24 protein-coding genes and 3 tRNA genes are annotated in these 26,768 nt (G+C 55.4%); 11 read left to right on the top strand and 16 right to left on the bottom strand.

The features are described from left to right. Positions 1-605 precede the first annotated feature (605 nt). The gene (locus RMR24_RS10320; protein WP_310614999.1) at positions 606-1,571 is read left to right on the top strand and encodes a tripartite tricarboxylate transporter substrate binding protein; all 966 of its coding nucleotides are present in this window, start codon (positions 606-608) and stop codon (positions 1,569-1,571) included. 9 nt (positions 1,572-1,580) lie between these two features. Further along, positions 1,581-2,489, top strand: coding sequence for a TRAP transporter substrate-binding protein DctP (gene dctP, locus RMR24_RS10325; protein ID WP_310615000.1), 909 nt, complete (start codon positions 1,581-1,583; stop codon positions 2,487-2,489). 365 nt (positions 2,490-2,854) lie between these two features. Here dctP and RMR24_RS10330 read toward each other — a convergent pair. From RMR24_RS10330 to dnaE, 8 genes are all read right to left on the bottom strand, one after another. Then, a tRNA-His gene (locus RMR24_RS10330) sits at positions 2,855-2,930 on the bottom strand. Positions 2,931-2,943: 13 nt separating this feature from the next. Then, complete coding sequence (locus tag RMR24_RS10335) at positions 2,944-4,839, bottom strand: SurA N-terminal domain-containing protein (protein WP_310615001.1); 1,896 nt, start codon at positions 4,837-4,839, stop codon at positions 2,944-2,946. A gap of 71 nt (positions 4,840-4,910) precedes the next feature. Then, a tRNA-Val gene (locus tag RMR24_RS10340) sits at positions 4,911-4,986 on the bottom strand. Between the two features lie 15 nt (positions 4,987-5,001). After that, the gene (locus RMR24_RS10345) at positions 5,002-5,274 is read right to left on the bottom strand and encodes an HU family DNA-binding protein (RefSeq protein ID WP_104799252.1); all 273 of its coding nucleotides are present in this window, start codon (positions 5,272-5,274) and stop codon (positions 5,002-5,004) included. A gap of 107 nt (positions 5,275-5,381) precedes the next feature. Next, on the bottom strand, positions 5,382-6,467 hold the full coding sequence (locus tag RMR24_RS10350) for a tartrate dehydrogenase (RefSeq protein WP_310615002.1): 1,086 nt from the start codon (positions 6,465-6,467) through the stop codon (positions 5,382-5,384). A 28-nt stretch (positions 6,468-6,495) separates the two neighbouring features. Continuing rightward, positions 6,496-7,383 carry an EamA family transporter gene (locus tag RMR24_RS10355; protein ID WP_310615003.1) on the bottom strand — a complete coding sequence of 296 codons (888 nt, stop codon included), beginning with the start codon at positions 7,381-7,383 and terminating at the stop codon, positions 6,496-6,498. Continuing rightward, on the bottom strand, positions 7,383-7,949 hold the full coding sequence (gene pgsA, locus RMR24_RS10360; protein ID WP_310615077.1) for a CDP-diacylglycerol--glycerol-3-phosphate 3-phosphatidyltransferase: 567 nt from the start codon (positions 7,947-7,949) through the stop codon (positions 7,383-7,385). Before pgsA ends, RMR24_RS10355 begins: the two co-directional genes overlap by 1 nt. Positions 7,950-7,953: 4 nt before the next feature. Beyond that, complete coding sequence (gene dnaE / locus RMR24_RS10365) at positions 7,954-11,424, bottom strand: DNA polymerase III subunit alpha (protein ID WP_310615004.1); 3,471 nt, start codon at positions 11,422-11,424, stop codon at positions 7,954-7,956. A 41-nt stretch (positions 11,425-11,465) separates the two neighbouring features. Between dnaE and RMR24_RS10370 the strand changes: the two genes are divergently transcribed. Further along, a complete protein-coding gene (locus RMR24_RS10370) occupies positions 11,466-12,257 on the top strand; it encodes a sulfurtransferase (RefSeq protein WP_310615005.1) in 792 nt (263 codons plus the stop codon). Here the strand turns inward: RMR24_RS10370 and RMR24_RS10375 are convergent. The 4 genes from RMR24_RS10375 to RMR24_RS10390 form a co-directional block, all read right to left on the bottom strand. Beyond that, positions 12,223-12,921: a DUF599 domain-containing protein gene (locus RMR24_RS10375; protein WP_310615006.1), complete on the bottom strand. Its 699-nt coding sequence runs from the start codon at positions 12,919-12,921 to the stop codon at positions 12,223-12,225. The genes RMR24_RS10370 and RMR24_RS10375 overlap by 35 nt on opposite strands. A gap of 96 nt (positions 12,922-13,017) precedes the next feature. Next, positions 13,018-13,551 (bottom strand): flavodoxin family protein, encoded by a 534-nt coding sequence (locus tag RMR24_RS10380; RefSeq protein ID WP_310615007.1) that lies wholly within the window; start codon positions 13,549-13,551, stop codon positions 13,018-13,020. Positions 13,552-13,601: 50 nt separating this feature from the next. Beyond that, on the bottom strand, positions 13,602-14,003 hold the full coding sequence (locus tag RMR24_RS10385) for a DoxX family protein (RefSeq protein ID WP_310615008.1): 402 nt from the start codon (positions 14,001-14,003) through the stop codon (positions 13,602-13,604). A gap of 36 nt (positions 14,004-14,039) precedes the next feature. Beyond that, complete coding sequence (locus RMR24_RS10390) at positions 14,040-14,735, bottom strand: pirin family protein (protein WP_310615009.1); 696 nt, start codon at positions 14,733-14,735, stop codon at positions 14,040-14,042. Positions 14,736-14,847: 112 nt separating this feature from the next. On the opposite strand from RMR24_RS10390, the gene RMR24_RS10395 reads away from it, so the two are divergent. From RMR24_RS10395 to RMR24_RS10415, 5 genes are read left to right on the top strand one after another with little or no spacing between them, the layout of a single operon-like run. After that, complete coding sequence (locus tag RMR24_RS10395) at positions 14,848-15,837, top strand: LysR family transcriptional regulator (RefSeq protein WP_310615010.1); 990 nt, start codon at positions 14,848-14,850, stop codon at positions 15,835-15,837. A gap of 9 nt (positions 15,838-15,846) precedes the next feature. Next, entirely contained in the window at positions 15,847-16,914 is a 1,068-nt protein-coding gene (locus tag RMR24_RS10400; RefSeq protein WP_310615011.1) for an FAD-dependent oxidoreductase, read from the top strand. Beyond that, a complete protein-coding gene (gene gluQRS / locus RMR24_RS10405; protein ID WP_310615012.1) occupies positions 16,915-17,823 on the top strand; it encodes a tRNA glutamyl-Q(34) synthetase GluQRS in 909 nt (302 codons plus the stop codon). Positions 17,824-17,851: 28 nt separating this feature from the next. After that, complete coding sequence (gene trmB / locus RMR24_RS10410) at positions 17,852-18,577, top strand: tRNA (guanosine(46)-N7)-methyltransferase TrmB (protein WP_310615013.1); 726 nt, start codon at positions 17,852-17,854, stop codon at positions 18,575-18,577. Between the two features lie 14 nt (positions 18,578-18,591). Further along, complete coding sequence (locus tag RMR24_RS10415; protein ID WP_310615014.1) at positions 18,592-19,488, top strand: pseudouridine synthase; 897 nt, start codon at positions 18,592-18,594, stop codon at positions 19,486-19,488. 7 nt (positions 19,489-19,495) lie between these two features. Here RMR24_RS10415 and RMR24_RS10420 read toward each other — a convergent pair whose 3' ends face one another. The 3 genes from RMR24_RS10420 to alaS form a co-directional block, all read right to left on the bottom strand. Next, complete coding sequence (locus RMR24_RS10420; RefSeq protein WP_310615015.1) at positions 19,496-20,632, bottom strand: transglutaminase domain-containing protein; 1,137 nt, start codon at positions 20,630-20,632, stop codon at positions 19,496-19,498. Positions 20,633-20,727: 95 nt separating this feature from the next. After that, positions 20,728-21,270 carry a TlpA disulfide reductase family protein gene (locus RMR24_RS10425; RefSeq protein ID WP_310615016.1) on the bottom strand — a complete coding sequence of 181 codons (543 nt, stop codon included), beginning with the start codon at positions 21,268-21,270 and terminating at the stop codon, positions 20,728-20,730. After that, on the bottom strand, positions 21,270-23,894 hold the full coding sequence (gene alaS, locus RMR24_RS10430) for an alanine--tRNA ligase (protein ID WP_310615017.1): 2,625 nt from the start codon (positions 23,892-23,894) through the stop codon (positions 21,270-21,272). The genes RMR24_RS10425 and alaS overlap by 1 nt, the downstream gene beginning before the upstream one ends. Positions 23,895-23,982: 88 nt before the next feature. Between alaS and RMR24_RS10435 the strand changes: the two genes are divergently transcribed. The 3 genes from RMR24_RS10435 (at position 23,983) to RMR24_RS10445 (ending at position 26,073) form a co-directional block, all read left to right on the top strand. Next, entirely contained in the window at positions 23,983-25,461 is a 1,479-nt protein-coding gene (locus RMR24_RS10435; RefSeq protein WP_310615018.1) for an NAD-dependent succinate-semialdehyde dehydrogenase, read from the top strand. Between the two features lie 107 nt (positions 25,462-25,568). Next, complete coding sequence (locus RMR24_RS10440) at positions 25,569-25,916, top strand: hypothetical protein (protein WP_310615019.1); 348 nt, start codon at positions 25,569-25,571, stop codon at positions 25,914-25,916. A gap of 83 nt (positions 25,917-25,999) precedes the next feature. Then, positions 26,000-26,073, top strand: a tRNA-Gly gene (locus tag RMR24_RS10445). Positions 26,074-26,128: 55 nt separating this feature from the next. On the opposite strand, the gene RMR24_RS10450 is transcribed toward RMR24_RS10445, so the two are convergent. Then, positions 26,129-26,767 (bottom strand): 3-oxoacid CoA-transferase subunit B, encoded by a 639-nt coding sequence (locus RMR24_RS10450; RefSeq protein ID WP_310611299.1) that lies wholly within the window; start codon positions 26,765-26,767, stop codon positions 26,129-26,131. Position 26,768: the final 1 nt, after the last annotated feature.

Raw genomic sequence — 26,768 nt, forward strand, 5'->3', positions numbered from 1 at the left:
AAACCGTGACGGATGAGGAATTGACTATGATTGAAAACCGATTGAATCACCGCCCCAGAAAGCGACTAGGATTCAAGACACCTCACGAGGTATTCCATGCCTCGTTAAAGCGTGTTGCACTTCGTCCTTGAATCCGCCGATAACTGCATATAACCCCCGTGATGAAAATGATTGATTTCATTACATGGGCGACTTCAATTCACCACAATAGTTGATTGGTTCTAGGCACAAAGGCTGGAGGCCACGATGAATGGAAAAAATCTCAGCATCCAGATCGGTATAACGGTGGTATTGACTGCAAATGAAAAGCACCCTAGAAACCGAAAAGATCGCTAGGGCGCATAAATATTGGGGCAGCGCCTTGGGCAACCAGTGCACTGCTCCACCAACAACGTGACCTTGATGCCGACTATCTCGCCTAAAGCAATGGAATTGGCATAGCTTTCCCTCGTTGGTTTCGGTGCTTTCTCTTTTAATCCGTAGCACCATTCTCTTTATCTTTTTTTTTCCTACAAGCAGCCACATGATTACCTGATATCGAAAATGCAGTTGCGGTTTCTTAAATGAACACAGATAATCAAAACCATAGTCAACCAAAGGACTGTATGAAACGCCGCAACTTTCTTCCCCTGGTAACTTTACCTTTGGTAAGCGCCTATTCTTGGGCGCAAAAATATCCAAGTAGTCCCTCTACCATAATCGTCCCCTTGCAAGCGGGCAGCGCGTCCGATGTGGCTATTCGACATATGGCTGAGCGCTTGACACAAAAACTCGGCCAAGGCTTTGCTGTTGAAAATGTCGCAGCTGCTGCTGGACTCGTAGGACTCGATCGTTTGAGTAAAGCCAGAACTGATGGACTGGTGGTGGCTGCACTCAACAACAGCATCATGACAATCTTGCCCCACTTACAAGCAAAAAATATGAAAGTGGACACGCGTAAAGATTTTGTACCTGTTGCAGGCGTCGCCAATATCCCAACTTTTTTTGCTGTTCCTGGCGGCTCAAAAATTAAGAATGTGCAAGACCTCATCCAACAAGCAAAAAATAAAGCGGCACCTGTTACCTATTCATCTGGCGGGGTTGGTAGCCCACAACATTTAGCCACCGAGATGTTTAAGTCTTTCACCAACACGCAACTCACACACATACCCTATCGGGGCGCAAGCCAAGCGGCATTGGCAGTGGCTTCAGGGGAAGTTCAAGTGATGTCAATGGCACTCTCATTAGCGCAACCATTTTTGTCAGACGGAAAAGTTCGCCTAATAGGCTATTGCGGAACTGAAAGGCATGCGCAATTTAGAGACATACCCACCATGCAAGAGCAAGGCGTTGCTAATTACGACTATTCGTCTTGGATTGCTTTATTTTTTCACAAAGATGTTCCGTCTGATGTGGTGGAGATACTGAAGCGTGAAGCGCAATCTATCAGTGAAGACCGAGACTTTCAAGTGCAACTGATTCGCTCAGGACTTGAGCCTTGGCCAAAAACTGCCAAGCAGTTAGAACGTATCGTCGAGTCTGATTTCCAACGGTGGAAAAAGATTATTCAAGACGCCAATATCCAAGGTTAAAGCGTTTTCATGTTGCGTATCGCGGGGTACCAAGGCCCCTCTTCCATTCTGACTCAGGGCTTAGCTTGTCTCGTTAAAACACTCAAGATTAACGGATGGAAGTCAGACATCGACTGGATTCCCAACGTCACCGAGCATCAAGAAAAAGCAGCAGATTTATTCGTGTCGATCGAGAACGGCTCGCGTCATATCGGCTACATGGCCTCAGGCTATTTGTCAGCAAGGGTTCCTGAACTTGAAGTGCTTGAGCTGCCATTCACGGTGGATAACCGCGAGACCGCTCTCTCGGCGTTAGACCGTTCTGCTGGCGAAATACTCACTAAGGCGGTTGGCCAAAAAACGGGGTTTCATGTATTGGGCTTTTGGGATAACGGATTTAGGCATTTGTCGAATGCAGTGCGTCCTATCCAACACCCAACAGATGCGGTCGGCTTGAAAATTCGCACACTCGACAGCACACTCTACAGAGCCACTTTAGATGCTATTGGCTTTCAAGCCCTCACAAGTGACGTCAAAGATTTAGTGGCATGGATACAGCAAGATGTTGTACAAGCCCAAGAAAATCCATTAACCAACTACATGGGATTTGAGCTTTGGAAGCACCATGCTTATGTCAGCTTGACGCACCATTTCTATGGCGTACTTCTGCTGGTGTGTCCGAAAGCTTGGTACAACACATTGGATCAAGAAGAGCGCCAACTACTTGCGCATGCAGTCAATACGTCTACTGCACTTCAACGTCAATTAGCTGCGGAGCAAGACGCCGTCGCCCTTGCGCGTATGAATGACATTGGCGTGAATGTTTTAACCAAAGATGCGTTGGATATCCAGGCTTTTCACAAGTGCGTTAAATCGATCAGCTTAAATGCACGCGCTCAAATTCCCAAGGAATTAATAGCAGCCTACTTGGGTAGTTAAACAAAAAGAAAAGCGCACGGTTAAACATTTAAAAATTAGTCCTGATTTCAGCCCACTACTTGTGCGTGACTGCTCTAAGGCTAGCAGTTCCCCTGCGTAAGCAGTGATATGCCGTACTGTCCATCTTCAAATGGTTAGGAATAGATAGTTGATCAACAGCCTGCCAACTACGAGCCAATCGCACGAGATATGACACGCTAATCAAAATTGCCCTGACTGATTCGGGCTTCATGATCTCTCTACTTGAGCCCCTGATTGCTTCCTCGGCTAAGGTAAAAAGCTTGATCAGTAGGGGGAGTATTTAAAATTTTAAATATACAGTGCTGTAAATAAAAACGGGCTCCTTAGGGAGCCCGCATAAATACTGGGGTGGCTGATGGGGCTCGAACCCACGACAACAGGAATCACAATCCTGGACTCTACCAACTGAGCTACAGCCACCGTAGAGGAAAAATTATAACCTAGCTATTTTGATTTCTGCCTTGAATTTTTCTTTTAATAGCTTGTAGTAGGCCAAGCCTTCGGCCGAAGCCCACCACTGAGCGTATTGGTCGCGTTCGCGGGTTGCGCTTGCTGCGTTGGCCGCATCACGGGGCAATACTTTTTCAACCTTCACCACGGCGTAGCCACTGGTGCCTAAGTCCACACCCACCCATGCGGGCAAGGTTTGCGTGCTGGCACGCAAGGCCGCTTCTACCAAGGCGGTGGGCTGCGCTTGCTTTGATTCACGCGACACCACAAAGGCGCTGGGCAGTTTGGCAGCATCTGGACTGGCCTTCCACTCGGCCAATTTGGCCGTGCCTTCTGAGCGTGCTCGCTCGGAAGATTGTTGGGCCACCACTTGCTCGCGCACGCGGGCTTTGACTTCATCCAACGGCAAGGTGCGAGCTGGGTTGTAGTTGATGATTCGCGCAGCAGCCAACACGTTAGGGGCTAACTCCACCGCTTCGGTGTTGCGTTTTTTCTCGATCGAGTCTTGCGAGAACACCGCTGCCAGGAGCTTGGGGTTGTTAGCAGCAGTGTTGCCAGCTACGGGCTCGCGGCCCAAGTTGCTGACACGCTGCACATCTAGCTTCAGACGGTCCGCTGCGGGCTTCAAGCTGTCAGACTGTTCATACACGATGTTGGTGAACTGTTCAGCGGCTTCGGCAAATTTGCGTTGGGCCAATTGGGCACGCACTTCCTGCTCCAGCTTGGCGCGTTGCGATTCAAAGCTTTTTTGCTCAGGCTGCTTGATGTCGGTCAGGCGAATGATGTGAAAGCCAAACTCAGTTTCCACCACGCCGCTGGTCTCGCCTTTTTTCAGGGCAAAAGCAGCTTCTTCAAACGGCTTGACCATGGCACCACGGCCAAAGAAATCAAGGTCACCACCTTTGGCGGCAGACCCTGTGTCTTGCGAATTTTTACGGGCCAACTCAGCAAACTGCGTTGGCGACTTTTGCACTTCGGCCAACAGGGCTTGCGCCTTGGCGCGCGCAGCATCGCGCTCAGCGACAGGCAAAGCTTTGCCGGCATTGATCAAGATGTGGCTGGCACGGCGTTCTTCTAGGCCAGCCAAGCGTGCTGCGTTTTGTTCAAAGTAAGTCTTGAGGTCAGCCTCAGGCACCACGATGTCTTTTTGCACGGCGGCCAAGTTCAACACCACATATTCGATGTCCGCACGTTCGGCCGACTGAAACTTGTCGGCATTTGCTTTGTAATAAGTCTCTAGCTCAGCGTCGGTGGGGTTGATTTGACCCACAAAGTCAACCGGTGCAAAGCGTGCCACTTGCACTTGGCGTTGCTCGTAAAAAGCGTTCAAAGTCACGTCCGCCAATGCGGCCGAACTAAAGCTCGTCACGCCCACGCCGGACATGACTTGGCGTGAAGCTAAGTCAGCGCGCACTTGCGCTTCAAACGACTCAGGCGACATGCCTTGAGTGGCCAACAGTTGGCGATAGCGGTCCATGTCCAAAGTGCCATCGGCACGGCGCAAAGCCGCGATGGTGGGATTTTGTTGCAGTTCAGCGGCCAAGCGACTATCGCTGGCGCCCAAGCGCAGCTGGCTAGCAGCCACTTGCAACAAGCGGTCACGCACCAAGCGCTCCAGCGTGCTGTATTTGGCTTCAGGTGTGTCGAACAACTTCACGTCCACATTGGGCATGCTGCTGCGCATGCGCTCAACTTGGCTGCGGTGCGCTGCATCCCATTCGCCTTGGGTGATGTCTTGCCCATTCACGCTGGCAACAGCGGCACCACCTTCACGGAAGCGGTTGTAGCCTTCAAGGCCAAACAAAACAAAAGACGGGAAGATCAACAGGAACAGCAAAAACTGCATGACCCGTGTGTGCTTGCGAACAAAATCAAACATGTGAGGAACTCATCGTGAAGTGTGAGAAGCCAAGAAAAAAGGCGAACCTTTGAGTTCGCCTTTTTAATGGGTGGTGGGTGCTGACGGGGTCGAACCGCCGACCTACTGCGTGTAAGGCAGCCGCTCTGCCAACTGAGCTAAGCACCCAACCGAAACCGTTAATTAGTTCAAGGCGTCTTTCAAACCCTTGCCTGGACGGAACTTAGGCACCTTGGCAGCTTTGATTTTGATCGCTTCGCCTGTGCGTGGGTTACGGCCCGTGCGAGCAGCGCGCTTGCCCACTGCGAATGTACCGAAACCTACCAATGAAACTGTGCCGCCCTTTTTCAAGGTGGTTTTCACTGCACCGATGGTGGACTCGAGTGCGCGGGTGGCAGCAGCTTTAGAAATGTCTGCGTGCTTGGCAATGTGCTCAATCAGTTCTGTCTTATTCACAAAAATCCCCTCTCAATGAGATGTGATGTTAGTAGGAGTTAGATACCGCGAATGTTGTCATCAAACACGGTGTAAAAAGAATTCTAGTCGTTTTTTGAAGCTAAAAATCACAAGGCATCTGCAATGGCACGACCCACATCTGACGTACTCGCGTTACCACCAATATCTGGTGTCTTAGGCGCGCCACTCTTAGGGTCAAGCACTTTCTCAATCGCAGCCATCACAGCATCGTGTGCATCCTTATGGCCTAAAAATTCAAGCATCATTGCGCCACACCAAATTTGGCCAATGGGGTTGGCAATGCCTTTGCCTGCAATGTCTGGCGCAGAGCCATGCACGGGCTCGAACAAGGATGGGAACTTGCGATCGGGGTTCAAGTTGGCGCTGGGTGCAATGCCAATCGTGCCGGTGCATGCCGGCCCCAAGTCGCTCAAAATGTCACCAAACAAATTGCTGGCCACCACCACATCAAAGAAGTCGGGGCGCTGCACAAAGTGGGCAGTCAAGATGTCGATGTGGAATTTATCCACATTGATGCCAGGATAGTTCTTGGCCATCTCAACCACGCGCTCATCCCAGTAAGGCATGGTGATGGCAATGCCGTTGGACTTGGTGGCGCTGGTCAAATGCTTTTTGGGGCGGGTCTGCGCCAATTCGAACGCAAACTTCAACACGCGGTCCACACCAATGCGCGACATCACGGTTTCTTGCATCACGATTTCGCGCTCAGTGCCCGGGTACATGCGGCCACCGATGCTGGAATACTCGCCTTCGGTGTTCTCGCGCACGATGTACATGTCAATCTCGCCGGGCTGGCGAGGTGTACCGTCACGACGCACCACGGGCGCAATGATGCCGGGCATCAAACGTGCGGGGCGCAAGTTGATGTACTGGTCAAACTCACGGCGAAACATCAACAGCGAGCCCCATAGCGACACATGGTCTGCAATTTTTTCGGGCCAACCTACCGCGCCAAAGTAAATCGCATCGTGGCCGCCGATTTGGTCTTTCCAATCATCGGGCAGCATTTGGCCGTGCTTCTCGTAATAGTCCCAGCTGGAAAAATCAAAGTGGTCAAATTTCAAGTCGATGCCAAACTTGCGTGCTGCCGCGTCCATGACGCGAATGCCTTCGGGCATGACTTCTTTGCCAATGCCGTCACCGGCGATCACTGCAATGCGTTTTTGACTCATCTTCAACCTTTAACAAACTTACGAAAAATTAAGCTTCAATTCTAGGCGGTCGCACCACCAAACTCACCCCCGCCGCAGTCACGGCAATGCCTGCCAATGTCACCAAGGTGATGGGTTCGCTGAACAAAATCCAAGCCATCACAGCCGTGGTGGGCGGTACCAAATACAACAAGCTGGTCACCGACGCCGCTGCGCCACGCTGAATGAGGATGTAAAACAACGAGCTACCGCCCAAGGTGAGCACCAACACGGCCCACACCATGGCCCAAGTCATTTCGGCGTTCCACAAGGCGGGCTCTGTTTCCATGAGCGCCAAGGGCAAGGTCACCACATAGGCGGCCATCAGCTGCACCGCATTCGCACTGCGCACATCGCAGGGCTGCACAAAGCGTTTTTGGTACAGCGTGCCGGTGGTGATGGAGACCAAAGCCATGGTGATCATGGTCAAGCTCCAAGGCGTGACTTCAATACCGCCTTCGAGTTTGCGCGACACCACCATGGCCAAGCCCACAAAGCCCAAAGCCAAACCTTGCCACTGACGACGCGACACATGGCCGCCACGCGCCGACAACCAAATAGCGGTGAGGACGGGTTGCAAACCCACAATCAGAGCGGTCAGGCCAGCGCCCATGCCCACCTTGACAGCAGCCCACACACCACCCAAATAACCGGCGTGCATCAACACCCCCGTGACAGCCAAATGCCACCACTGCGCCCTGCCCTGCGGCCAAGGCACACGCGCCCATTTGACCCACAACACAAAACACACAATAGAAAAAACGTAGCGCCACAACAAGAAGGTGAACGGTGGCGAATTGGGCATGCCGAAGCGCGCCACGATAAAGCCTGTGCTCCAAATCAACACAAAGAGCCAAGGCATGGCACGCAACCATGCTTGGTTTTGTTGAACAGGCATCAGTTGGCGTGGTCCACGATATCGGGCCAAGCCTTTTGCAGGTAATACACCATCGACCAAACGGTCAAGACGCCTGCAATCCAAATCAACACCGTGCCCCACAAGGCCGTGTCAATCAAGCCAAACAACATGCCGTCGTACAGCAAAAAAGGAATGGCCACCATTTGCACCATGGTCTTGAGCTTGCCCAGCACATGCACAGCCACGCTGCGTGATGCGCCGATTTGCGCCATCCACTCGCGCAAGGCAGAGATAGCAATTTCGCGACCAATGATGATGAGCGCTACCAACACATCGGCGCGTTGCAAATGCACCAAGATGAGCAGAGAAGCACACACCAAAAACTTGTCTGCTACTGGGTCGAGGAATGCACCAAAAGCCGACGATTGGTTCAACTTACGGGCCAAGTAGCCGTCGAGCCAGTCGGTCAAAGCAAACACCACAAACATCACAGTGGCCCACAGGTTGCGCTGCTCTGCGTCAATGGGCAAGTAAAACAAACCCACGATCAAAGGAATGGCGACGATACGCGTCAGCGTCATGAGCGTCGGAATGGTCCAGAGCAAATGTTTATTCATAAATGATGTGTGATTGCCCCTCGTGGGCCTGCGCCATCCAACTGGCCAAGGCCGCATCGCTAGGGAAAAATTTGGCGGTATCGCCTAGCTGCACGTCGGCAGTGGCGCCATCGCGTAGCAACTTCAATCGTACGCCCATCCCTCGCACCAACTCGCCCTGCTCAGATTGCTCTACTTTGGCAGGGTGCTCGCGCAGCATGCGGGCAATGTCGGGCGAGGTGCCGTTGACCGTGACGCTCAGGTATTTACCAAAGCGGCAACGGGCTTGCTCGAGGCTCCACACTTGCTGGATAGACAAACGCAAACCACCCGAAAAGCGGTCGGGCTGCGCCTTACCCATGATGATGACCAGCTCGTCATCCTTCAAGGTGTTGCGGTAGGTGTTGATGGTGGCTTCATCGGCCGTGGCTTCAATGACCGACGATTTGTCATCCAGCTTAAAGATGGCCAACTTGCCACGCTGACCGTTGATCACGCGCATATCACTCACGATGCCAGCTAAGAGCTGAGGCTCCCGAGAATCCATCAAGTCTTCAATGCGGGTGCGCGCAAAGCGTCGCACTTCGCGCTCGACTTCGTCAAACAAGTGGCCTGAGAGGTAAAAGCCCAAAGCCACTTTCTCGTGCGTCAGGCGCTCTTTCACGCCCCAAGGCAACATTTCCACATACTCCGGCTCTTGCGTGCTAGAGCCATGGGCATCGTCGCCCATCATGTCAAACAGGCCGCCTTGGTTGGCGTTGGCTTCGCTGGCTGATGCAAAGTCAAACGCGCGCTCGACGCTGGCCAGCAGCTCGGCACGGTTGAGGTGCAAGTTGTCGAACGCGCCAGCTTTGATGAGGGCTTCGACTGTGCGCTTGTTCAAGCGGCTGCGGTCCACGCGGCGGCAGAAATCAAACAGGCTGGTGAACGGCCCCTCTTCGCGTGCGGCCACGATGGCTTCAATGGCTTGTTGGCCTGAACCTTTGATGGCGCCTAGGCCGTAGCGAATGACTTTGTCTGAGATAGGTTCGAAGCGGTAAAAGCCACGGTTCACATCGGGCGCTTCAAACGTCAGGCCCATCTTGTGCGCGTCTTCAAACAAAACCTTGAGCTTGTCGGTGTTATCCATCTCCACCGTCATGTTGGCGCAGAAGAACTCGGCCGTGTAATGCACCTTCAACCAGCCGGTGTGATAGGCCAGCAGGGAGTAAGCAGCCGCGTGCGACTTGTTAAAGCCGTAGCCCGCAAACTTCTCCATCAAGTCAAAAATCTCGTCCGCTTTGTCTTGGTCGATGTTGTTCTTGGCTGCGCCCTCGCGGAAGATGGCGCGGTGCTCGGCCATCTCTTCGGCCTTCTTCTTACCCATGGCACGGCGCAACATGTCGGCGCCGCCCAGCGAGTAGCCGCCCAAAATCTGCGCGGTCTGCATCACCTGCTCTTGGTACACCATGATGCCGTAGGTCTCGGACAACATCTGCGCCACCATGGGGTGCGGGTACTCAATGGTTTCGCGGCCATGCTTACGCGCCACGAAGCTTGGAATCAAGTCCATGGGGCCTGGACGGTACAAAGCGTTCAACGCGATCAAGTCTTCCAAACGCGTGGGACGCGCATCGCGCAACATGCCCTGCATGCCGCGACTTTCAAACTGGAACACAGCTTCGGTCTTGCCGTCTTGGAACAGTTCGTAAGTGCGCTTGTCGTCGAGCGGGATGTTTTCAAACGCGAAGTTCTCTTGGCCTTTGTGACGCGCCATGATGAACTCACGCGCAATCTCAAGAATAGTCAGCGTGGCCAAGCCCAAAAAGTCGAACTTCACCAAGCCGGCGGCTTCCACGTCGTCTTTGTCAAACTGGCTCACCGCCGATTCGCTGCCGGGCTGTTGGTACAGCGGGCAGAAGTCGGTCAACTTACCCGGAGCGATCAACACACCGCCGGCGTGCATGCCCACGTTACGCGTCATGCCTTCAAGCTTTTGGGCCAGCTCTAAAAGTGTTTTGACTTCATCTTCTTTGGCCAATCGATCGGCCAAGATGGGCTCCACCTCAATCGCACCCGCGATGGTGATGTGTTGACCGGGCTTGTTGGGAATCAAGCCACTGATACCTTTGCAAAAGGTGTAGCTCATATCAAGCACACGGCCCACGTCACCAATGGCGGCACGCGCCGCCATGGTGCCGAAGGTGGCAATTTGCGACACGGCTTCGCGGCCGTATTTGTCTTTCACGTAATCAATCACGCGGTCGCGGTTGGTTTGGCAAAAGTCAATGTCAAAGTCGGGCATGGACACCCGCTCAGGGTTCAAGAAACGCTCGAACAGCAAGTTGTATTGCAGCGGGTCAAGGTCGGTGATCTTCAAGGCATACGCCACCAGCGAGCCCGCACCCGAACCACGGCCTGGCCCCACAGGGCAGCCATTGGCTTTAGCCCACTGAATGAAGTCACCCACGATCAAGAAGTAGCCAGGAAAGCCCATGTTCAAAATCGTGTTCAGCTCAAACTCGAGGCGCTCCACATAGCGTGGACGCTCTTCGTCGCGCTTGGCTTGCACTGGGTACAGATGGAGCAAACGGGCCTCTAGACCCTCGTGCGACACATGGCGGAAATAGTCTTCCACCGACATCACCACACCGTTCACGGGCGGAATGGGAAAGTTGGGCAGCTGCGGTTTACCCAACACCAAGGTCAGGTTGCAACGTTTGGCGATTTCGGCGGTGTTGGCAATGGCGCTGGGCACATCGGCAAACAACTCACACATTTGCGCAGACGATTTGAAATACTGCTCGCGCGTGAACTTGCGCACACGGCGTTGGTTGCCCAAGATTTCGCCTTCGGCAATACACACGCGCGCTTCGTGCGCTTCGTAATCGTCAGGCTTGGTGAACTGCACAGGGTGCGTGGCCACCACAGGCAAGCTCAAGCGAGCGGCCAACTGAACCGCACCAGACACATGGGTTTCGTCATCCGCACGGCCTGCGCGTTGCAGCTCAATGTAAAAACGATGAGGAAAGATGCCCGCCAACTGCAAAGCCACTTCGCCCGCACGCGTGGTGTCGCCCTGCACCAAGGCTTGGCCCACCGCGCCGGCTTGTGCGCCAGACAAAGCAATCAGGCCTTGTGACAACTCTTGCAGCCATTCCAGCTTGGTCACGGCCACGGCCTTGTGCACGTTTTGCGTCCAGCCACGGCTGATGAGCTCACACAGGTTCAAGTAGCCCTGGTGGTTTTGCACCAGCAACACCATGCGCGAGGTAAGTGCTGCATCTTGGGTGAGGCTCTCGAGGTAAATCTCGGCGCCGATGACCGGCTTGACGCCCTTGCCACGTGTTTCTTTGTAGAACTTGATGGCACCGTAAAGGTTGTTGATGTCTGTGATGGCCAGCGCGGGCTGCTGATCGGCTGCGGCTGCTTTCACCACCTCATCGATGCGGTTGGTCCCGTCAACGACAGAAAATTCGGAGTGAAGGCGCAGGTGAACAAACATGCAACAGATTGTAGGGACACGCCGTTACTTAGAATGACCACGTGAACCAAATCCTGAATATTTCTTGCTACAAATTCGTTGCCCTGCCCGACGCCCAAGACCTGCGCCAGCCTTGCCTAGACAACGCATTGGCACGCCAGCTCAAGGGCACGATTCTGATAGCAGAAGAAGGCATTAATTTCTTCTTGGCTGGCAGCGCCAACGATGTGCATGGCTTTGTCGATTGGTTGCGCACTGACGCCAGATTTGCCGACCTCACACCCAAAGAAAGTTGGTCTGACACCCAGCCGTTTCGCAAAATGCTGGTGAAGGTGAAGAACGAAATCATCCGCATGAACCATCCCAGCATTCGCCCTGCTTCGGGCCGTGCCCCTGCTGTCACACCCGAGACCGCCAAGCGCTGGCTAGACCAAGGCCATGACGACGAAGGCAGGCCCGTGGTGACACTGGACACGCGCAACCAGTTTGAGGTGGATGCAGGCACGTTCAAGAACACGATCAGCTGGGGAATCAACAAGTTCACAGAATTTCCAGATGCGGTGCAAGCGCACTTGAGCGAACTACAAGATAAGACCGTCATCAGCTTTTGCACGGGCGGCATTCGCTGCGAGAAAGCCGCCATTTACATGCGCAACGCGGGGCTGCCCCATGTGTACCAGCTTGAAGGCGGCATTCTGAAATACTTTGAAGAAGTGGGCAGCGACCACTACGAGGGCGGCTGCTTTGTGTTTGACGAACGCCGTGCGGTGGGCGCTGACCTCAGTGCCACGGGCTTGACCCCCGAAGGCACCTTCCCCGTTACTCTTCCAACAGCGCCAGCACCTCAGACTTGAATTCACGGGTGTACAACACGCCGGCCACCAGCAACGTGGCAAATACAAACATGGCGGGTGAAAAAAACCAACCCAAGGCTGCGAACGAAAAATAGTAAGCCCGTAAGCCGCCATTGAAAGTCTCGGCGGCCAAACCTGTCATGGCGGCAGCGCGATCGGCATACTTTTGACGATTAGGGGCGCCTTCGTGTGCAAAGGTATCAGGTGGCGGCATGGCACCAATGAGCAAGGCCACAAACGTGTACTGACGCATCGACCACGAGAAGCGAAAGAACGAATACACAAAGATCACCACCAGCACCAAGATCTTGAACTCAAACACAAGAATAGGCGTTTGTTCGGCAAACGGAATTTCGCGCACCAGCTCAGCCGCTTTGTCAGTGGTGCCCAGCAAAGCAAACAAGCCACCCAAAATCAAAATGCTGGTAGAGCAAAAGAAGGCAGGCGTGGCCGACAAGGTTTGCGTGATGATGCCGTCCAACATGCGCGGGTCGCGTGCCGTGGTTTGCAACATCCACAAATGGCGGTAGCGGTTGGTCATGGCCAAGATGGAGTGTTTGCCATCGCTCCAATGCTTGGCAAATACGGCATAGCCGATCCACACGACGACAAAAAAACCGAGAGCGACCCAATCGGTCCAAGGTAGCAGTTGAATGATTTTCATGCGTTGAATACTAACCAAAGAAAAAGGGCAGCTCTTTCGAACTGCCCTTTTATTTCACACGCCACTTGAGGCAGTGTGTCTAACTTGCTTGTAAATTTAAGCGTGCAACTTGGCAGTCACTGCAGCCACGCGCTCGCCATAAGCTTTGGCCGTGTCCAAGTCGCCTTGAGGAATGTCAGCGGCTGGGCTTGTGGGGCCGACTTGCGCCATCAGGCCAGAGTTGGAACCCAAGCGGTTGATGTTGCCGTCGTTCATGGCAGGCTGCCCCACCCAGACCATGCCTTGCTGCATGGCCAAAGTGATGAAGTATTGGATGGTCGACAGCTTGTCACCGCTGGGGCTGGCCGAAATGGTGAAACCGCCAGCCACTTTGTCTTTCCATGCGCTGCCAAACCATTGCTTGGACGTTGCGTCCGCAAACTTCTTGAACTGCCATGACACCGTGCCCATGTAGGTGGGTGAGCCAAAGATGATGGCGTCAGCGGCGTTCAAAATGTCCCACTCGGCATCGGTGATGTTGCCGTCTGCGTCGATGGCGACGATGGTGGCTTTCGCGCCTTCGGCCACAAATTGGGCCACGCGTTGTGTGTGGCCGTAGCCTGAGTGGTAAACGACGACAGTTTTAGTCATGGTGTTGTTCCTTGATGCGGTTAAAAAATAAGTTCAGAAAAAGGTACGAATTATTGAGCTGCTTTTTTGGCGTCGATGCTCCAAGCGCCAGCGCCTGAAGAAGCCAACACCAACAAGCCACCTATCACGCCCATGTTCTTGAAGAACATAAGCTGTTGCACAAAGGCTTGTTCAGGCGCGGCGACCCAAAAGGCGTGAAAGAAGACAGAGGCAACCACAGTGAACACAGCCAACACCGCAGCAGCGATGCGGGTTTGAAAGCCCACGATCAAAGCGATTGAGCCCAAAATTTCTACAGCGATCGCAGCAGCGGCAGCCACTGAGGCCAACGGCAAACCAACCGAAGTGATGTAGCCCACAGTGCCTTCAAAACCTGACAGCTTGGACAAACCTGCAGGCAAAAAGAGTGCGGCTAGCAAGATGCGGCCAATGAGGTTGAGTGCGTTGTTCATGTGAAGGTTCCTTTGAAAAATGAATGAAATGAAAAATTAAGCAGCCAAATCAAATACCAGCACTTCGGCATCTTCGCCGTGGGTGAGGTGAATGGTCGGTTCGTTGTCCAACAAAGCAGCGTCACCCGTGGCCAATGCCACGCCATTGACTTGCAAGCTGCCGCGAATGAGGTGCACATAAGCTTTGCGACCAGATGCGATGGTCAATGTGGTGGCCTCGTCGCCGTCAAACAGGCCTGCATACAAAGCGGCATCCGCATGGATATTCACCACGCCGCCTTCGGGCGCAGCAATGCGACTGAGTGCGCCGCGCTTAGAAACAGGGGGCACTTGCTTTTGTTCGTAGCTGGCAGGAATGCCGCGCACATTGGGCTCAATCCAAATTTGAAAGAAGTGCGTGGTCTCGGCTGGCGCGTGGTTGAACTCGCTGTGCTGCACGCCATTGCCTGCGCTCATGCGTTGCACGTCGCCGGGCGGAATGCCTTCGATGTTGCCCATGTTGTCTTTGTGGGCCAAGTTGCCGCTCAACACATAGCTGATGATTTCCATGTCGCGATGGCCGTGCGTGCCAAAGCCCGTGCCCGGCGCAATGCGGTCTTCGTTGATGACGCGCAAATTGCCCCAGCCCATGAACTCGGGGTTGTAGTAGTTGGCGAATGAAAAGCTGTGAAACGACTTAAGCCAGCCGTGATCGGCGTAGCCTCGGTCTTGTGATTTGCGAACGGTCAGCATGGTGTGCGCTCCTGTTTATCTTGACCTGAACTTTAGGCGCTCGCCCCGCTTTTGCCATCCACTGCATTTGATGGCATCATTCAAATTATTTGAACGATCAAAGCCTCATTGCATGACTTCTCCACGTGACGTCCTCACCCCCGATTCACTGTCCATGTTGCATGCGATTGACAAAGCTGGCAGCTTTGCCGCCGCCGCACGCACGCTAGGCCTGGTACCCAGCGCCCTGACCTACCGTGTGCGTCAGATGGAAGACGCACTCGATGTGCTGCTGTTTGACCGCAGCTCGCGGCGAGCCGTGCTCACCGCCGCAGGCCACGAGCTGCTGCGCGAAGGCGAACGCCTTCTGGCAGATATGGACGCAATTGCCAACCGCGTCAAGCGCGTGGCCACCGGCTGGGAAAGTCAGTTCACCATTGCAGTGGATGGCATCATCGACCGCACCACCGTGATGGAACTGTGCGAAGCCTTCATGGCCTTGAACGCCCCCACGCGCCTGAAACTGCGCGACGAAACACTCACCGGCACGCTAGAAGCATTGACCAGCGGCCAAGCCGACTTGGCGCTGGGCATTGCGGGTACCGTCAGCGAAAGCGGCACGACGTCCGGCATACACAGCCACACATTGGGCCCCATGCGCTTTGTATTTGCCATGGCACCGCACCACCCTTTGGCCCAAGCGCCAGAACCTTTGACCGATGCGCTCATTGGCCAACACCGAGCCGTGGCCGTAGCAGACTCGGTGCAGCGCGGTGCGGGGGTGAGTATTGGCTTGCTGCCGGGTCAAGATGTGTTCACCGTGTCCAATATGCACAGCAAAATTGAGGCACAGGTGCGCGGTCTTGGCGTGGGCTTTGTGCCCGAGCTCATGGTCAAGCCTTTGATTGACCAAGGTGTGCTCGTGGTGCGCGAAGTGAACAGACCGCAGCGTGTGGCACAGCTCAGTTACGCTTGGCGCATCCCTGATGGCAGTGAGGGCGAGCGCGGTGGTCGCGCTTTGCAGTGGTGGCTCAAACAACTCAAAAGCTCTGCCACACGCGTTGCGCTATTGGCCAACCACCGCGAGAATCAAGTACGTTTAGCAACCCAACAGAAGGTGTAGAGTGCAACCATGACCTTAAACATCGCCATCATCGGAGCCGGCATTGCTGGCATCACCGCAGCCCGCACTTTGGCCAAAGCTGGCCACCACGTGCATGTGTTTGAAAAGAGCCGCGGTGCAGGTGGGCGCATGTCCACACGCGAAACCAACTTCGGCACGTTTGACCACGGTGCCCAATACTTCACAGTGCGCGACCCGCGCTTTTCGCTGGCTATTCAAGCCGTGCCCGGCACCACAGACATTTGCCGCCCTTGGAGCGCCAACGCCGTGCGCGTGCTCGACCCACTGGGCCACGTCTTTGAAGCCGCCCGCGCCACCAAAGACGCGCACTTCGTGGCCAAGCCCGGCATGAACGCCTTGGTGCGTCACTGGGCTGAGCCTTTGGGCAACGCCGTCACCTACAACACCCAAGTCAATCGCCTTGAACGCGTCGCCAAAGGTTTGTGGACATTGCACACCGTCAACAGCACATCGGGCAAAGAAGTGGCGCAAAAACACGCCGGCTTTGACCATGTGTTGCTGGCCATTCCCTCGGTGCAAGCCGAGAACTTGCTCAAAGCCTCAGGCAAAGAAGCCGCCAACGCACAGTGGCTCAAGGCCATGGACGCCGTGGACGTGGCACCTTGCTGGACCATGATGGTGGCCTTCCCCAATGCCACACAACCCAACCTGCACATCGGCCCTCAATGGAACGCGGCGCGCAGCATTCACCACCGCATTGCCTGGTTGGCGCGCGAATCGTCTAAGCCTGGCCGCAGCAAGGTTGAGCGTTGGACTGTTCAAGCCAGCGCCGCTTGGTCCACCGAACACATCACCGACACCGAAGCCCGTGTGAAAGCCAAACTCTTGCGTGCGTTTGCCGAGCTCACAGGCATTCGTGCCGAGCCTGCTCATGTGCAAACGCACCGTTGGCTCTATGCCAAGACCACCAAGCCACTGGGGGTGTCCCACCAATACAACCCAGCCAACGGCTTGGGTACCTGTGGCGACTGGCACTTGGGCCATCGCGTAGAAGACGCTTTTGTGTCGGGCCTTGAACTCGCCTTGGCTGTTTGCCAATCCGCCAAGCGTTTTTAATTGCCGTACGTCGGTCGATTCGCTCCATCCCCCACGGGCCCGCTTCACGCGGGCTCGCTCGTTGCGGCACTCGCCAGCTGGCTAGACGCACGCGCGCACGGTGGTCAATGGCTGGTGCGCGTTGAAGACGTGGACACACCGCGTTGCATCCCCGGCGCAGACCAACACATCCTCCAACAGCTCGCTAAATTCGGTCTTGTGCCCGATGCGCCAGTGATGTGGCAATCACAACGCAGCGATGCCTACCAAGCTGCACTTGATCGCTTGATTGCCAAAGGCTGGGCCTATCCCTGCGGCTGCTCGCGCAAAGAGATTGAAGATGCACAAGCCTTGATGGGCCACACGCGTGAACGCCACACTGCCGCCGTCTACCCCGGCACTTGCCGCGACGGTTTGAATGGCAAAGCCGCACGCGCTTGGCGGCTGAATGTGCAACGCGTCATTGACGATTTAAAACTAGATACGCCTCTTGCATGGCATGACCGTTTGCTCGGACCACAACAACAAGACGTGGCGAAAGAAGTAGGCGACTTCGTGCTGCGCCGCGCCGACGGCCTGTGGGCCTACCAACTTGCCGTGGTGGTGGACGATGCTGCGCAAGGCATCACCCACATCGTTCGTGGTGCAGACCTGACCGACAACACCGCACGACAAATCTTGCTACAACGTGCGCTAGGTTTGCCCACGCCCAGCTACATGCACACGCCGTTGGTGTTGGGTGAAAACGGGGAAAAGCTGAGTAAACAAAATGGCGCTGAGGCGCTGGACTTAAGTGAACCACTTCTGGCACTTCAAGCTGCTGCACTCGCCCTAGGTCTGCCTAACTCCAACGATGGCGCATCGATAGAGCATGCCCTCACCGCATGGACAAATGCATGGCCACAAATAAGCAGTTCAGTGCCGCGATAATCACCGGTTATTCAAAGACTCGCCTGCCATGACTGCTGACACGCCCATCACACCCGACGCTCCGAAAACCGACGCACCTTTCATGCGCGTCATCAAAACCTACGTGCTGCGCGCGGGGCGTATGGGGCCCGGTCAGACACGTGCGTTTGAGCAGTTCGGTCCAAAGTTTTTGGTGCCCTACACGCCTGAGCGTTTAGATGTGGTCGCCGCCTTTGGCCGCTCTGCCCCACTGATTTTGGAAATTGGTTTTGGCATGGGCGACGCCACCGCCAAGATTGCACACACGCGCCCTGAGGACAACTTTTTGTGTTGCGAGGTTCACGCACCAGGTGTCGGCGCTTTGCTGAAGCATTGCGGTGAAGAAAGCATTGGCAACATCCGCATCGTGCAGCACGACGCGATTGAGGTGATGGACCACATGCTGGGTGAAAACAGCCTAGACGGCGTGCACATCTTCTTTCCTGACCCTTGGCACAAGAGCCGCCATCACAAGCGCCGCTTGATTCAAAGTGCATTCGTCAACCGTTTGGCCAAACACATCAAGCCAGGTGGCTACCTGCACTTGGCCACCGACTGGCAGCCGTATTCAGAGCAAATGATGCAAGTCGTGTCTGCCGAGCCCTTACTGAAAAACACAGCCACCGACGCCAGCGGCTTTGCCGAAAAGCCCGCCTACCGCCCCCTCACCAAATTTGAAAACCGCGGCTTGAAGCTCGGTCACGGCGTGTGGGACTTGGTATTCACCAAGGTCTGAAAGCTCTGGCACACATGCGCATCCCCACGCGCAACGGCGTAGGCCCAAGCCGCGTGTCACTGCCAGTTGGGCCTTGGCCCACGGTGCTTGATTTTTTGTTGGAGCGCATGCCAGACATCTCTCGTGACGAGTGGCTTCAACGCTTTGAAGACCAACTGGTGTTGGATGAATCAGCCCAGCCCGTCAAAGCCACGCAGGCCTACACATCACGAACCAAGCTCTACTATTACCGCCACATCGCCAACGAGCCAGTGCTGCCTGAGAAGGCCAGCATCGTGTTTGAAGACGACCATTTGATGGTGGCGGACAAACCGCACTTCATGCCAGTCACACCCGCGGGCCGCTATGTGCAGCAAAGTTTATTGGTGCAGCTCAAGCACCTCACAGGCAACGATGACCTCGTGCCCCTGCACCGCATCGACCGAGAAACTGCGGGTCTCGTGATGTTTGGCAAGCGCTTCTCTGACCGTGATGCGTATCACGCGCTGTTTCGCGACAAAGAAATGCACAAGGTGTACCAAGCAGTGGCGGCTTACAACCCTGCGCTTGAATTGCCATACACACACACCAGCCGCTTGCAGCCGGATGCGCTTTTTTTCAAAACACAAGAAGTGCTGGGCGAGCCCAACAGCGAAACACGCATCAGCCTGCTGAAAGTAGAAGGCACGCGAGCGCTGTACCAGCTAGAGCCGATCAGCGGAAAGCGCCACCAACTGCGTGTGCACATGATGGCGCTGGGTTTGCCGCTGGAGGGCGACCAGTTTTATCCCACGGTGTTACGCGGACCAGATGCGGAGGAAGACTTCAGCCACCCGTTGCAGCTGCTGGCCAAAAGCGTGGCTTTCACCGACCCCGTCACGGGTCAGGCCAGAGAGTTTCACAGCACGATGCGTTTGAGCATTGCGCTGTGAAAAAACGTTACACCTTGATTTCGCGTGCCGTGATTTGGTACTTGAAGGTATCAGGCGCGTAAGAGTCTGCGCGGCCATCGACCGTCTCAGCCACGGGGTACATCAAGAAGCCCAAGCGGTCTTCTTTGCTCCCGGGCAGTACCACGTCGTGCGCGGTGTTCCAGCCCAGCCAATTGCCTTCCCAGCCGCCGAACAAGCGGTTGTACACGGGTTGCACCACAGCGTTGTCGGTGCGTTTGATCCACTCAGGCGTTTCTAAGCGCATCACTTTGGCCACGTCGGCGGGGTCCATCGCCACCCAACCGTGGGCTTGCAAATACACCTCAGCGCGGCAATGTTGCGCGCCTTTCAAGCTGGCGGGGTTGCCCGACAACTCTTTGTAGCCAAAGGCCGAAGGCACCAAACGTATGCCGTACACATCGCGTGCAGGCACGCCGACCGAGCGGCACAGGCCCACAAACAAGGCGTTGATGTCGGCGCACTTGCCACCTAAATTGCCCGTTTCCAACATGGTTTTGATGTCGCCCTCGCCGCAACCGCGTGTCTTGGGTTCGCGCCATGCGTTGGCCACGACCCAGTTGTAAATAGCGCGTGCTTTTTGCGCATCGGTCTTCGCGCCTTGCGTGGCTTTGAGGGCCGTGGTGCGCACGATGCCGTCGGTAGGCAACAGCTTGGTGGCACGGGTGTAGTGGTGCAATGTGCCCGCATCTTCGCGGGTGAACGCGGGTGATGAAGCCTTGGTGATATCCACAAATCGGCTTTGCGTTTGCACACGGCTGGTGATTTCGACAAACGGGGTCACGCCAGCTGCGAACTCGGTGTAGAGCATGCGCGCGCCTTCATTGCCGTCGCTCGTCATGCGCGAGGTGCCGTTGGATTGGAAACTGTTTTCCAAGGACTGTTGCCAATCCGAGTTGATGCTGGGCACTGGCAACCACACGCGTGAGGCGGCACCTTTGGCGTCAGCCAAGTCCACACGGGTGGTGACTTCAAACGTGCGCCATTGGCCCGCTTGTGGCTCGAAGCGGCGAGCGGCTTGAGAAGAATTTTGGGGAGTGGTTTGGGCCAAAGCAAAGCTGGGCACACCAGAGAGGGCGCACGCAGCTGCGGCCCCCTTGAGAAGGGAACGACGCACGAGAGTCATGAAAGAGAGCTCCGAATAATGAGTGAGACCTGTCGGCGCATACCTAGATGCCCCGAAGGCAGGTCGCCTCACACAGAGTGCGCGAGGCGTGCGAATTATCGCTTGGGGTTGGCGGCCTTAGAAAGCGCGTTGGTGGGTGAAGCGTTGTGACGTACTTCAGCCAACCACGCATTGGCCTGCGGCCCACTCCAGTCCACATCACCCACCACGCGCCAGCGGGCTTGACCGTTGGGTGCAATGAGGATCGTAGTGGGATACACCGTCACTCCCCAGCGTTTGGCCAAGTCGCCTTTGGCGTCTGAGATAACAGGAAACGTCATGCCCGTGCTTTGCATGTAACGCGACGCGCGAGCTGCGGGCTCGCGCACGTTGATGGTGAGCACCACCGTGTGTGCGTCGCTGATGTCATGCAGGGTTTGCAAAGTGGGCAGCTCGTCTTTGCAGGGGGCACACCACGTCGCCCAAAAGTTGAGCACCACCACTTTGCCTGATAGCTCAGTGTTGGTCCAAGCTTTACCTTGCAAATCAACGGCTTCAATTTTTGGCATCGTCGTGTTGACGTGCCACGCGGTTTTGTCAAACTGCGCGCACGCAGTTGACAAGGCCATGCTCAGCACAAGGCCAACAAAAAAGCGCATCAAACGCGCTCGGTCACCCAAGCTTGCACGCTGGCCAAGGCCTTGGGCAAAGCAGCGGCATCGGTGCCACCGGCCATGGCCATGTCGGGTTTGCCGCCGCCTTTGCCGCCGACTTGTTGGGCTACAAAGTTGGCCAACTCGCCAGCCTTGACCTTGCCCAAGTTGTCAGCGGTCACGCCAGCGGCAATGTTCACCTTTTCGCCGTCCACAGCAGCCAAAACAATCACGGCAGACTTCATCTTGTCTTTGAGCTTGTCCATGGTGTCGCGCAATGTTTTGGCATCTGCACCGTCGAGCTTGGCCACCAAGAGCTTGGTGCCTTTGACGTCGAGCGCTTGTGTCATCAACTCATCGCCTTGAGCAGAAGCCACTTTGCCTTTGAGGGCCGACACTTCTTTTTCAAGCGCTTTGACTTGCTCCAACACTTGAGCCAAACGAGCGTTGAGTTCCGTTGTTGGCGCTTTGAGTGCGCCAGCAGCTTGGGACACCGAGTCTTCGAGCGATTGCAAATAAGCCAAGGCATTCGCGCCAGTGAAGGCTTCAATGCGGCGCACCCCAGCGGCCACACCGCTCTCGCCCACCACTTTGAACAAGCCAATGTCGCCCGTCGCTTTGACGTGGGTGCCACCGCACAACTCACGGCTAGAGCCGATGTCGAGCACGCGCACGGTCTCGCCGTACTTTTCGCCGAACAACATCATGGCGCCAGTTTTTTGAGCGGATTCGATGTCCATCACACGCGCTTGTGCAGCGGCATTGGCCAAAATTTCGGCGTTGACCTTGGCTTCGATCTCGCGAATCTGCGCATCGGTCACAGGCGCGTTGTGCGCAAAGTCAAAACGGGTGCGCTCGGCATTCACCAAGCTGCCTTTTTGTTGCACGTGGTCGCCCAGCACTTCGCGCAAGGCTTTGTGCATCAAGTGGGTGGCCGAGTGGTTACGCACGGTGGCCGCGCGCACTTGAATGTCGACTTGTGCATCCACGTGGTCGCCCACGGCCAACGTGCCTTGGGTCAAGGTGCCGTGGTGGCCAAACACGTCGGCCTTGATCTTCAAGGTGTCTTCCACTGCAAAGCTGGCAGAGCCGCTCACCAACACACCAGCATCGCCCACTTGGCCGCCACTCTCAGCGTAGAAAGGGGTGGTGTCCAACACCACCACGCCGGTTTGGCCGTGTTTGAGTTCAGCCACGGAGTTACCGTCTAAATAAACGGCCACCACTTTAGACGTGGCTTTGAGGTCGTCATAGCCCACAAACGTGTTGCCAGCGCCTGTGTACTCCAAAGCCTTGTCCATCTTGAACTTGCCAGCGGCGCGGGCTTGGCTCTTTTGTTTTTCCATGGCAGCGGCAAAGCCCGCTTCGTCCACACTCAGGCCGCGCTCGCGGCACACGTCGGCCGACAAGTCGAGTGGAAAGCCGTAGGTGTCGTGCAACTTGAAGGCCACATCGCCTGGCAACACTTTGACGCCACCTTCTAAAGCGGCATCCAAAATTTGCATGCCCACGCCAAGGGTTTCAAAGAAGCGTTCTTCTTCGGCTTTCAGCACCGACGCAATGCGCTCGGCTTGGCTACCCATGTTGGGGTAGGCCTCGCCCATGAGCTTGACCAAGTCAGGCACGAGCTTGTGAAAGAACGGTTTTTTCTGACCCAACAAATACCCGTGGCGAATGGCGCGGCGGATGATGCGGCGCTGCACATAGCCACGGCCTTCGTTGCTAGGCACGACGCCGTCGCTCACCAAGAACGAGGTGGCACGAATGTGGTCAGCAATCACGCGCAGGCTCTTGTGGCCCAAGTCTTGGCAGCCGGTTTCGCGCGATGCGGCTTTGATGAGGGCATCAAAGATGTCGATTTCGTAGTTGCTGTGCACGTGTTGCAAGATGGCAGCCAAACGCTCAAGGCCCATGCCCGTGTCCACGCAAGGCGCAGGCAAGCGGGTGACGGCACCTGTTTCGTCCATGTTGAACTGCATGAACACGTTGTTCCAAATTTCGATGAAACGGTCGCCGTCTTCATCGGGGCTGCCGGGTGGGCCGCCAGGGATGTGGTCGCCGTGGTCATAGAAGATTTCTGAGCAAGGGCCACAGGGGCCGGTGTCGGCCATCATCCAGAAGTTGTCGCTCTTGTAGCGGCCACCTTTGTTGTCGCCAATACGAATCACGCGCTCGGGGGGCAGGCCAATTTCTTTGGTCCAAATGTCATAGGCTTCGTCGTCTTCTTGATACACAGTGGCCAGCAAACGGTCGGCGGGGAGCTTGTAGACCTCGGTCAACAACTCCCACGCCCACTTGAGCGACTCGCGTTTGAAGTAGTCACCAAAAGACCAGTTGCCCAGCATTTCGAAGAAAGTGTGATGGCGTGCGGTGTAGCCCACGTTTTCCAAATCGTTGTGTTTGCCACCGGCACGCAAGCAGGCTTGCACCGAGGCGGCGCGCACGTAAGAGCGCTTGTCTTCGCCCAAGAACACGTCTTTGAACTGGACCATGCCCGAGTTGGTGAACATCAAGGTGGGGTCGTTACCCGGTACCAATGGGCTAGAGGCCACAACGGTGTGGCCTTTGGACTCGAAGAAGTCTAAAAATGTTTTGCGAATGTCGGCGACGGTGAATTGGGGTGTAGTCATCCTCGAATTATAAGTTTGGGTGTCACCCCAGAGTCATTGCTGGCTTTGGGGCGGCGGTATGCTTCACGTAATTATTTTGGAGACCGAGATGGACATGAAAACAGCACCCCTTTCTTTGCTCAACGACCCCACTTTGCTCAAGACTGATGCCTTGATCAACGGCCATTGGGTCAAAGGTGCCAGCCGTTTTGATGTGCATGACCCCGCCACTGGTCAAAAACTGGCCGATGTGGCCAACCTCGGCCCCCAAGACGCCAAAGCTGCGATTGACGCCGCCAATGCAGCTTGGCCCGCATGGCGCAACAAAACCGGCAAAGAGCGCAGCATCTTGTTGCGCAAGTGGTTTGACCTGCTCATGGACAACCAAGAGGACTTGGGCCGCATCATGACTGCCGAGCAAGGCAAGCCTTTTGCCGAAGCCAAAGGCGAAGTGGCCTATGGCGCCAGCTTCGTGGAGTGGTTTGCCGAAGAAGCCAAACGCGTGAATGGCGAGACACTGCCCCAGTTTGACAACAGCCGTCGCTTGATGGTCTTGAAGCAACCGATCGGGGTGTGCGCCGCCATCACGCCGTGGAACTTTCCACTGGCCATGATCACCCGCAAAGTAGCACCTGCACTGGCAGCGGGCTGCCCAGTGGTCATCAAACCCGCCGAACTCACACCTCTCACCGCCCTAGCCGCCGCTGAGCTGGCCATTCGTGCAGGCATCCCTGCGGGCGTGGTGAACATCATCACCGCCGACAGCGACAACAGCATTGCCATTGGCAAGGTGTTTTGCAGCAGCGACATCGTGCGCCACATCAGCTTCACAGGCTCCACTGAAGTGGGCCGCATCTTGATGGCGCAGTCTGCGCCCAGCATCAAAAAGCTGGCTTTAGAGCTCGGCGGCAACGCCCCCTTCATCGTATTTGACGATGCCGACATCGACAGTGCCGTCCAAGGTGCGATGGCCAGCAAATACCGCAACGCCGGCCAAACCTGCGTGTGTGCCAACCGCATTTACGTGCAAGACGCTGTGTACGACGAGTTTGTGCAAAAGTTCTCAGCCAAGGTCAAAACCCTCAAAGTGGGCAACGGCTTTGACGAAGGCGTGGTGCAAGGCCCGCTCATCGAAGACTCAGCAGTTGAAAAGGTCGAGCGCCATGTGCAAGACGCCATTGCCAAAGGCGGCAAAGTCATGGCAGGTGGCCACAAGCTGGAAGGCCAGTTTTATGCGCCCACCGTCATTGCCGACGCCCGCGCCGACATGCTGTGCGCCCGCGAAGAAACCTTTGGCCCCTTCGCCCCTGTGTTCCGCTTCTCACATGACCAAGAAGCGATTGACGCCGCCAACAACACCGAGTTTGGCTTGGCCAGCTACTTTTACAGCCGCGACATTGGCCGCATTTACCGCGTGAGCGAAGCGCTGGAATATGGCATGGTCGGCATCAACGTGGGCGTGATCGCCACCGAGCATGTGCCCTTTGGTGGTGTGAAGCAATCGGGCTTGGGTCGGGAAGGGTCTAGCCACGGCATGGATGAGTACCTAGAAATGAAATATTTGTGCCTGGGCGACATCCACAAATAATGACAAAGCCTTTAGAAACGTAGCTCTACGTGGTTTTACTTCTTTTATGACAGTTTTGTTATTTACAATAGAGATACGTTTTACCTATGTAATCAAGGACATACCTAATGGAATCCAAACAAATCTATCTGCGCTTTCTCAACCTCATCCACGCCTTAGATGGACAAGCGAACGCGCCTGTGATGGACTTGGACGCCAAGAAGCTTCTCGAAGTGATTGCTGTTCGTCACGCCTCTGAAAAGCCCTTGACCGTGACAGATGCCATGGCATTGAACACCATTGCCTCACCAGCCACGATTCACCGCAAGCTCGACCAGTTGCGTGAACTGGGCATGATCGACACCGTGTTTGAAGGCAAAAACCGCCGCACCAAATATTTGACGCCAACGCAAATGGCACATGACTACTTCAACCAAGTCGGTCAAGTCATGCAGCAGGCACTGGCTACCGCTTAAACCTCAGCCACGCTCCCCCCTCAAACAGCATCCCTAGCGGATGCTGTTTTCACATCTAAGCTACCTACAATACAAACTCATTCGCGGGTGTCGTTCAATGGTAGGACTCTTGCTTCCCAAGCAAATAACGTGGGTTCGATTCCCATCACCCGCTCCAAATAAAAAAGCCGCTCAAAAACAGAGCGGCTTTTTCGTTGTGTGACGACGATGAATTAAATCAAGGTCACGCCCGTTTTGCTTTGCAAGAACTCACGGGTCACGCCAGGGGCCAGCTCAATCACTTTGAGGCCTTCAGGGACCACATCCATCACCGCGAGGTCGGTGATGATGCGGTCCACCACACCCACGCCGGTCAAAGGCAAGGTGCAGTCTTTCAAGATTTTCAAATCTTCGGTACCGTCTTTTTTCTTGGCCACGTGTTCCATCAAGATGATGACGCGCTTGACGCCTGCGACCAAGTCCATCGCGCCGCCCATGCCTTTGATCATCTTGCCGGGAATCATCCAGTTGGCCAGATCGCCCTTCTCGCTCACCTGCATTGCGCCAAGGATGGAGAGGTTGATCTTGCCGCCACGAATCATGGCGAACGATTGATCGCTGCCAAAAATCGCTGAGCCTTTGATGGTGGTGACGGTTTGTTTGCCCGCATTGATGAGGTCGGCGTCGACTTCATCTTCATAGGGAAACGGGCCAATGCCGAGCATGCCGTTTTCGCTTTGCAGCCACACTTCCACGTGGTCTGGCACGTGGTTGGCCACCAGCGTGGGAATGCCAATGCCGAGGTTCACATAAAAACCATCTTGCAGTTCGCTTGCCGCACGTGCGGCCATTTCGTCTTGAGTCCAAGCCATG

It is taken from the genome of Limnohabitans sp., assembly GCF_031539105.1.
In the GTDB taxonomy this organism is placed as follows: Bacteria; Pseudomonadota; Gammaproteobacteria; order Burkholderiales; family Burkholderiaceae_C; genus Limnohabitans.

What these genes read in the sequence shown, in the direction of transcription:
- dctP (WP_310615000.1), top strand. Translation starts at nt 1,581, where the DNA reads ATGTTGCGTATCGCGGGGTACCAAGGCCCCTCTTCCATTCTGACTCAG.
- RMR24_RS10335 (WP_310615001.1), bottom strand. Translation starts at nt 4,839, where the DNA reads ATGTTTGATTTTGTTCGCAAGCACACACGGGTCATGCAGTTTTTGCTG.
- trmB (WP_310615013.1), top strand. Translation starts at nt 17,852, where the DNA reads ATGACTGCTGACACGCCCATCACACCCGACGCTCCGAAAACCGACGCA.
- RMR24_RS10350 (WP_310615002.1), bottom strand. Translation starts at nt 6,467, where the DNA reads ATGAGTCAAAAACGCATTGCAGTGATCGCCGGTGACGGCATTGGCAAA.
- RMR24_RS10420 (WP_310615015.1), bottom strand. Translation starts at nt 20,632, where the DNA reads ATGACTCTCGTGCGTCGTTCCCTTCTCAAGGGGGCCGCAGCTGCGTGC.
- RMR24_RS10415 (WP_310615014.1), top strand. Translation starts at nt 18,592, where the DNA reads ATGCGCATCCCCACGCGCAACGGCGTAGGCCCAAGCCGCGTGTCACTG.
- RMR24_RS10390 (WP_310615009.1), bottom strand. Translation starts at nt 14,735, where the DNA reads ATGCTGACCGTTCGCAAATCACAAGACCGAGGCTACGCCGATCACGGC.
- RMR24_RS10375 (WP_310615006.1), bottom strand. Translation starts at nt 12,921, where the DNA reads ATGAAAATCATTCAACTGCTACCTTGGACCGATTGGGTCGCTCTCGGT.
- RMR24_RS10395 (WP_310615010.1), top strand. Translation starts at nt 14,848, where the DNA reads ATGACTTCTCCACGTGACGTCCTCACCCCCGATTCACTGTCCATGTTG.
- alaS (WP_310615017.1), bottom strand. Translation starts at nt 23,894, where the DNA reads ATGACTACACCCCAATTCACCGTCGCCGACATTCGCAAAACATTTTTA.
- RMR24_RS10450 (WP_310611299.1), bottom strand. Translation starts at nt 26,767, where the DNA reads ATGGCTTGGACTCAAGACGAAATGGCCGCACGTGCGGCAAGCGAACTG.
- RMR24_RS10380 (WP_310615007.1), bottom strand. Translation starts at nt 13,551, where the DNA reads ATGACTAAAACTGTCGTCGTTTACCACTCAGGCTACGGCCACACACAA.
- RMR24_RS10435 (WP_310615018.1), top strand. Translation starts at nt 23,983, where the DNA reads ATGGACATGAAAACAGCACCCCTTTCTTTGCTCAACGACCCCACTTTG.
- RMR24_RS10355 (WP_310615003.1), bottom strand. Translation starts at nt 7,383, where the DNA reads ATGCCTGTTCAACAAAACCAAGCATGGTTGCGTGCCATGCCTTGGCTC.
- RMR24_RS10320 (WP_310614999.1), top strand. Translation starts at nt 606, where the DNA reads ATGAAACGCCGCAACTTTCTTCCCCTGGTAACTTTACCTTTGGTAAGC.
- RMR24_RS10425 (WP_310615016.1), bottom strand. Translation starts at nt 21,270, where the DNA reads ATGCGCTTTTTTGTTGGCCTTGTGCTGAGCATGGCCTTGTCAACTGCG.
- RMR24_RS10400 (WP_310615011.1), top strand. Translation starts at nt 15,847, where the DNA reads ATGACCTTAAACATCGCCATCATCGGAGCCGGCATTGCTGGCATCACC.
- dnaE (WP_310615004.1), bottom strand. Translation starts at nt 11,424, where the DNA reads ATGTTTGTTCACCTGCGCCTTCACTCCGAATTTTCTGTCGTTGACGGG.
- RMR24_RS10385 (WP_310615008.1), bottom strand. Translation starts at nt 14,003, where the DNA reads ATGAACAACGCACTCAACCTCATTGGCCGCATCTTGCTAGCCGCACTC.
- RMR24_RS10440 (WP_310615019.1), top strand. Translation starts at nt 25,569, where the DNA reads ATGGAATCCAAACAAATCTATCTGCGCTTTCTCAACCTCATCCACGCC.